General features: G+C 39.5%; 6 protein-coding genes. 3 read left to right on the forward strand and 3 right to left on the reverse strand.

All coding sequences use genetic code 11. The features are described 5' to 3' along the window. Nucleotides 1-296 precede the first annotated feature (296 nt). Nucleotides 297-1,526: an IS110 family RNA-guided transposase gene (locus AACL61_RS09800; protein WP_102816810.1), complete on the forward strand. Its 1,230-nt coding sequence runs from the start codon at nucleotides 297-299 to the stop codon at nucleotides 1,524-1,526. A 343-nt stretch (nucleotides 1,527-1,869) separates the two neighbouring features. After that, on the forward strand, nucleotides 1,870-2,502 hold the full coding sequence (locus AACL61_RS09805) for a deoxynucleoside kinase (RefSeq protein ID WP_003664204.1): 633 nt from the start codon (nucleotides 1,870-1,872) through the stop codon (nucleotides 2,500-2,502). 34 nt (nucleotides 2,503-2,536) lie between these two features. Here AACL61_RS09805 and AACL61_RS09810 read toward each other — a convergent pair whose 3' ends face one another. From AACL61_RS09810 to pepV, 3 genes are all read right to left on the reverse strand, one after another. Next, nucleotides 2,537-3,562, reverse strand: coding sequence for a glycoside hydrolase family 73 protein (locus AACL61_RS09810; RefSeq protein WP_339111325.1), 1,026 nt, complete (start codon nucleotides 3,560-3,562; stop codon nucleotides 2,537-2,539). Between the two features lie 89 nt (nucleotides 3,563-3,651). Beyond that, on the reverse strand, nucleotides 3,652-4,164 hold the full coding sequence (locus AACL61_RS09815) for a universal stress protein (RefSeq protein ID WP_003668541.1): 513 nt from the start codon (nucleotides 4,162-4,164) through the stop codon (nucleotides 3,652-3,654). A gap of 25 nt (nucleotides 4,165-4,189) precedes the next feature. Continuing rightward, nucleotides 4,190-5,593: a dipeptidase PepV gene (pepV, locus tag AACL61_RS09820; protein ID WP_102816058.1), complete on the reverse strand. Its 1,404-nt coding sequence runs from the start codon at nucleotides 5,591-5,593 to the stop codon at nucleotides 4,190-4,192. A gap of 88 nt (nucleotides 5,594-5,681) precedes the next feature. On the opposite strand from pepV, the gene AACL61_RS09825 reads away from it, so the two are divergent. Beyond that, on the forward strand, nucleotides 5,682-6,542 hold the full coding sequence (locus tag AACL61_RS09825; protein ID WP_339111326.1) for an NAD(P)H-hydrate dehydratase: 861 nt from the start codon (nucleotides 5,682-5,684) through the stop codon (nucleotides 6,540-6,542). Nucleotides 6,543-6,583 lie beyond the last annotated feature (41 nt).

Raw genomic sequence — 6,583 nt, forward strand, 5'->3', positions numbered from 1 at the left:
GGTCACCGCATGATAACCTCTAATTATCATTGGCTTTGGTCAACTGGTATAGGTTAATACCTCCTGTAGTTTGAACTACTTATTAAGTCTGCCGCCCAGGCAATCAACTAATTTTCGAACTCACATGCTGTATCGATTAGAGAATCGACTAATTCAGAGTAGGATTAGGTGCAGCTTTGATTCTCTAACCAATGAATACTGATACTTGCGAGGATGTCTTTAGTGATTGTAATTAGGGGCTATCATGCAGTGATCAGATTAAGACCAGTAAATTTTAATGAAAGGAGGCCATTCCAATGAAACTATTTGTCGGTATTGACGTTAGCTCAAAAGATCTTGTAACCTCGATGATTTCCGAAGGAAACCACGAAGTTGTTTTCCAAGGTAACTTCGTTAATGATTTGAAAGGCGCAACCGAATTAAAAAATGTAATTATCAACACGGCGAATTCAAATCATTTAGACCAAATTATTATCGGAATGGAAGCTACTTCCATTTATAGTTTTCACCCAGCGATGTTCTTTCAAGAAGATTCAGACTTGAAAAAGCTGAATACTCAGTCTGTTGTCATCGATCCTAAGAAAACTAAACGCTATCATGATGTTTTCGCTGAAGACAAAAACGATCAGATCGATGCTTTTTACATCGCCGATTATTTACGTGTTGGTCACTACTCAGTTGGACTTGTCCGTCAGGACAATTACATTGCTCTTCAACGCTTAACACGCTCACGTTATGAACTGGTTCAAAGTCTAGTTCGTGCTAAGCAACACTTTATTGAGAACTTATACTATAAGCTCAATGAACTAGTGATTTCTGATGAGCTAAACACTTCAGTCTTCGGTTCGACGATGATGAGTCTTTTGACTGAAGATATGACTACCGATGACCTGCTCAATATTTCTCTTTCCGACTTAACTGCGTATTTAACTGAACATGGACGAGGTCGCTTCGCGAACCCTGAAGCCCTAGCTAAAACAATTCAGAAGGCTGTTCGCTCTTCTTATCGTTTAGATAAAGTTGTCGCTAATTCAGTGGATACGGTCTTGTCTGTTTATGCCGAAGAGATTAAAGCCTTTCAAAAGATGATTAAGGATCTCGACAAGGCAATTGAGAAGATTGTTAAAGTAATTGATGAAGAACAAATTCTCCGCTCAATTCCCGGCATCGGACCGGTATACGCAGCTGGAATCCTAGCTGAGATTGGTCAAATCGAAAGATTTGACAATGAAGCTAAGTTAGCTAAATATGCTGGGCTTTCCTGGAAAGAAAAGCAGTCGGGAAATTACGCTAGCGATAATACACCACTTAAGAGAACTGGTAATGCTTATCTCAGATACTACTTGGTTGAAGCTGCCAACCGAGTTAGGATCCAAGATCCAGTTTTCGGTGAATATTACCAACGAAAATATAAAGAAGTGAAACGTACTCCATCCAAACGAGCCCTCGTTCTTACCGCACGTAAATTAGTCAGGGTGATTTTCTTCCTACTCAAAAATCACCAAATCTATCAAGAAAAGAGGTAATTGGTATAGAAAGATAAAATGATTCTCGACGCTTAAGTTTTAAAACACCTTGGTATCAAGGCTTATTTAAGTGCGCCCAAAATCTGGTCAAGACAAGCTAGTCAGTGATAATTACATCTTGACTTATTACCACATGACTTAATATTAATTTTTCACATGATTAGATTTTTAAAATTTAATCATATCTCTACTTTTATTATAATCGCTAACAATGTAGATGTGATAACTTTTACCACGATAAGTTAAATCTGGTAACCACCAAATATTGTAAAATTAGGTGTGTCATTCCACAATATTTTGTAGTAAGATATTTTTTGTGACAAAAAAGTAAAGAGGGGCCATTATGGTGATTATTACAGCAGGGATGATTGGTGTCGGTAAAACAACTTTAACTGGGAAGATTGCCGAACACTTACATACAAAAGCATTTTTTGAACCAGTCGGAGAAAATCCAGTTTTACCACTGTATTATAAAAATCCAAAACAGTACGGCTTTTTACTCCAAATTTATTTTTTAAACAAGCGTTTCTCAATGATTAAACAAGCACTTACTGATGATAACAACGTGCTTGACCGTTCTATTTACGAAGATGCCTTGTTTACGCGAGAAAATAACGCCGAGGGTAACATCACTGATACTGAATTAGAAGTATACTTAAAGCTTCTCGACAATATGATGAGTGACCTCCAACAGTTACCTAAACGCGCACCAGACTTAATGGTTTATTCTGAAACTGATTTTGAAACAATCTTATACCGGATTAAAAAGCGCGGGCGGGATTACGAGCAAATTGATACTAATCCAGAGTTAAAGGATTACTATTACAAGATGTGGAGTGCCTACAAGCAATGGTACAAGGATTACGATGCTAGTCCAAAAATGAAAATTGATTTAGAGCGTTATGACCTTGAAGATCCTAAGAACGTTGATGCGGTCTTAGCAATGATTGATGAACGGTTGAAGTCATTACGCTAAATAATTGATAAGAGCATGATTAGAGGTTTGCCTTTTAATCATGCTCTTTCCTTTTCTTCAACAAACGACGAAACATTTCAATCATTCCTGCCGTCCCTACTCCACCAAGCAAAGGAACATATTGAGGGATATTAACATCGTTCTTTCTCGCTTGAACGGGATGTTTGGCAACGATTGGCATCGCCTCACTCTCCTCTTTCCTGTCAGTCATTGGAACAGGATTAGCCCGTTCATTGCTGGTATTAACTTGATCATCATATTTAGTAAGTTGGTAAGTATCAATCAGCTGGTTTAGCTTCCGATCATACTCAGGATCTGTTGCATATCGTCCGCGAAGTGCCCGTGTAGCTTCACGATAATTTTTGGTATTTTGACGGTGAACTCCTTGATAAAGTGGGTCTTCTAATGTTTGCGCATAATCCCTTAACGCTTCGTATTCACTTGCATACTGTCGAAAATTACTAATAACCTGAAACTTATGGCCTTGCTTATCATATTCAGTCGTGGGTTGAGCAACTGTTTGCCCCTTAACCCCAAAAAGATTATTATTAGGCGCCTTTCCCAACGTACTGCATCCCCAGTCGCTCTCTAAGGCCGCTTGCGCAATAATAATTGATGGATATAAATCATGCTCCCGACCAATTTGTTGAGCAGCTGGGGCTATTCGATTAATAAACTTTGCTTGAACTGCAGATGGTTGTTGCGGTTGATAAACCTGCTCATCTTCTTTATCTTCTAGCAGCTGCCTTTGTTCAGCAGAATTTTCAGTTGAAGATTGAATAGTTTCATGCTCAGGCTCTTCCTCGGCACCTGTCAAAGCATTATTTCCTTTCGCTTGAGCAGCATTTTCATATTCTGTTAAATAAGCATCAATATATTCTTCAGCATGATTAACTAAGGCCTCTTCATCAATCGGCTTTGCACGTTTCACATCTTCATTTGCATCAAATTGTGCTTGTTGGATAGCGTCCACTTTAATCGGTTGCCCATTAAGACTTGTTAAAACAATTAATGCACTCATAATAGCACGGCGGTTTAACACAATAAAACACTCCTTCATAATGTCCTATAGTATATATACGTGAAAATTATGAATTTGCATTTTTAAACTAGAAAAGACTAGAAGAAAATTCCCCTAGTCTTTATGCTTTACATTTCAGGATATGTCGTTTCCTTAATATCCAACTTTTGATTCTTCAAATTTGTCTTAACAACGGTAACGTCACATGGTGCTTCACGAATAGTATAGGCAGCCGTTGAACCCACAAGCAGACGACCGACAACATTTAATCCGGTTGCGCCAATAATGATTAAATCAATATCATTTTCTTTTGGATAACGTTCTGCAAGTTCAACCTTAGCGTTACCAACTTTTACATCAGTTTCAACATCTTTTATTCCAGCAGCTTCTGCTTTTTTCTTGTAGTCAGCTAATTTCTTTTGCATTGTTTCAATTGCTGAATCATAAATGCTATGACTAACAAAGCCGTATCCACCAGGACCAGTACTTGGGTAGCGTTCACCATTGATAATACTTAATAAGTACAATTTAGCATCATTGGTCTTAGCAGTGTCAACCGCTTTTTCAAAAGCCATATCAGCTTGCTTTGAACCATCAACACCAACAAGAATATTTTGATAACTCATTCTTGACACCTCCATTTTGTATCCTTATTTTAGCACAAAATTAATCAGTAACGAGATTATTAATTGCCTCCATGTAAATTGCCATCGATGTAATTAAATCATTAACAGGTTGATATTCATTAGCCTGATGCATTGTATTTGGCGTATGTGGCATTAAAGCACCAAAGGCAACACCCCGCTTCATCAAACGACCGTAAGTTCCACCACCAACGACTTCTGGTTTTGCGTCTGTATCTCCAGTTTGGTCAATATAAGCTTGCATCAAGGTCTTAACGATTGGATCATCTGGATCAACATAATGTGGAGCTTGGGATGGACCTTGTGTAACTTTAATTTGTAATTTGTCAGCAATCGTCTTTACAGTATCCTCTAGCTTATCTGGTGTCACGCCTTTAGGGAAGCGGAAGTTCATGTCAATGTGACCACCCTTGTCCGCATCGAAGTTTAAGATTCCAGCATTCATAGTTAATTCACCCATTACCGGATCAGTGTAAGCACCATTAAAGCCATCCATCCGCGTATCTAAATGAAGATAGTCAGCTAAGAATTCAATGAAGCTCTTTGCGCCTCCACCAAAGTCATATCGATTTAAGAACTTTGCAAGGTAGGTTGCTGCATTGATTCCCTTTTCTGGTTCCATTCCATGCGCAGCTTTTCCGATGACAGTAATCTTAAGACCCTTATCTGTTGATTCAATATTACCTTCAACCGGATTTTCTTCAATAAAGTGGCCAAAATCATTAGTAACTTCTTGAGGGTTATCTGTCCGCATGAGGGCAACTGCTTCCCGCGGTACCATGTTGAAACGTAAGCCAGATTCAAAACTAACTAGTTGTGTTGAAGCATCTCCATTGCCAGCAGGGACATCAAGCAAGAGCGAAACTTGACCCTTTTCACCGTTAATTACTGGGAATTCCGCATCTGGTGAAAAACCAAATGTTGGGGCTGGCTCAACTTCAAAGTAACGGTGCATTCCAGTCCAGTTACTTTCTTCATCAGTTCCAACGATAAAACGAACTTTCTTGTTAAACTTTACGCCTTGATCTTTCAAATACTTCAAGGCATAGTAAGCGGCCATTCCAGGTCCCTTATCATCAGAAGCACCACGACCATATAAGTTACCATCCTTGATAACTGGGTCAAATGGATCCGTATCCCAACCCTTACCAGCAGGCATTACGTCAAGATGGGCTAAAATAGCAAGTGTTTCATCGCCTTCACCCCATTCAGCATACCCAACAAGGTTATCAATGTTCTTTACTTTAAAACCGTCTTGTTCTGCCATCTCTAAAAATGCTTTTAGCGCTTGAGCAGGACGAGGGCCAAGCGGGTATTCAGCTGTTGCCGCCGAATCATCACGGACACTAGGGATCTTCATTAATGCTACAAGATCATTTAAATAGTTTTCTTTTTGTGCCTCTGCGGCTTTCATCCAATCAGTCAAGATTAATCCCTCCAAAATATTCTACTTTGACTAATTTTAATGATACCATTAAATTGTCTATTAAATAAAATAATAAGGAGTCTTAACTGTGAAAAAACTTACTGATCAAATCTTAAAGGATGTTATTGCTCCCCGTCCTGAAAACAGTTTTAAGGGTACTTTTGGTAAAGTTACCCTTATCGGCGGCAATCGTAATTTTGGTGGCGCAATTATTATGGCATCAACCGCGGCCGTCTGTGCTGGAGCTGGGCTTGTAACAACTGCAACTGATGAAATCAACGCTAGTGCCCTCCATGCGCAGTTACCAGAAGCGATGTTCGCTGATTTTACTGATGATGCCCTAGTCGCTGACCTTACTAAAGCTGCTACCAGTGTGGTCGTTGGGCCAGGTCTTGGAAATGATGAAACAAGTTTACGAACTTTGAAGAATGTTTTTGCTCATACAACCGAGAAACAAAATGTGATCATTGATGGGTCGGCAATTACCCTGATGGCGATGGAAAAGCTTGAACAACCACTGGGAAACATTATTTATACTCCTCACGAAATGGAATGGCAACGGCTCTCTGGAATCAAGATTGGCGATCAAACTGAAGATAAGAACAAGGCAGTTCAAGAAAAGCTTGGTGCTACTGTTGTCTTAAAGAAGCACCACACAGAAATTTATACTGATGACCAAGTATATCAATTGCCAATCGGTACCCCCGCCCAAGCAGTTGGTGGAATGGGTGATACTCTTGCTGGAATGGTGGGAGGCTTCACTGCTGAATTTAACGAGAAGGCAGATAAAGCCGTCCTCGCTGCCGTTTATGCGCACAGTGCGATTGCGGAAAAGATCGCCGAAAGCCGGTATATCGTTCTCCCTCACCAAATTAGTCGTGCTCTCCCAGCCTTCATGAAAAAGATGGAGGGGATGAATGAAGACCACCATATTGGATTTTTGAATTAAAAATTTAAGGAGATAAAAAGTAAGCAGTCCATATTGACACG

The sequence above is a fragment of the Limosilactobacillus reuteri subsp. porcinus genome (assembly GCF_036621895.1).
GTDB classification, from domain to species: domain Bacteria; phylum Bacillota; class Bacilli; order Lactobacillales; family Lactobacillaceae; genus Limosilactobacillus; species Limosilactobacillus reuteri_J.